At 54.4% G+C, this 687-nt stretch carries 1 protein-coding gene; it reads right to left on the minus strand.

The window, feature by feature from the left end; all coding sequences use genetic code 11:
- Nucleotides 1-664 (minus strand): phage terminase large subunit family protein (locus AK963_RS30135; RefSeq protein ID WP_238593907.1); only part of this gene is annotated, 664 nt, incomplete at its 3' end.
- Between the last annotated feature and the right edge of the window lie 23 nt (nt 665-687).

The following is a 687-nucleotide window of genomic DNA, read 5'->3' on the forward strand; positions in this document are numbered from 1 at the left end:
TTGGTTTGTCATGCTCCCGCATCCGGTGCTGGCAGCTCACACACTCAAAACAAGCAGTTTCAGGATCCTGATTCTCAAATTTAATCTGCGGCCACTCAATGGCCTGCATAAATCCACACTCAACACAGGGCACATGGAATTGCCGCTGATCACTGGCCAGGTAAGCCGCCTCTATTTTGCTGGCTCCGGCAATATTGGGTGTAGACACCATCAGGATCTTTCGATTACGGGAAAACGTCGCCGTCCGTTTAATCGCCAGATTGATCGGGCTGCCCTCACCGTCCACATCGTCCTCATAGGCATCCACCTCATCCAGAAATAGGAATCGGGCAGGCATGGAACGAAGCCCGGTGGCCGAGTTGGCACCGGTGATGATCAATACGCCGTTGGGAAATTCCTTCACCATCTGGGTGTTGCCGGAATCCCTGGAACGGGGATCTTTTACCAAGTCCCTCAGCACTGGCATGGCCTCAATCATGGGTGCGATCCGCTGCTTGGAGGTTCGCTTGGCCATATCCAGAGTGGGCAGCACATACATCATCGGTCCGGGCGTGTGATGTACCACATACCCCAACCAGTTATTGCCGCACTCCGTACCGCCCACCTGAGCCCCTTTCATAAACGCCACCTGCTCCACGGAAGAGGAAGGCGAAAGGCAATCCATGATCTCTTTCAGGTAGGGGGTTC

The organism is Endozoicomonas atrinae (assembly GCF_001647025.1).
Lineage (GTDB): Bacteria > Pseudomonadota > Gammaproteobacteria > Pseudomonadales > Endozoicomonadaceae > Endozoicomonas > Endozoicomonas atrinae.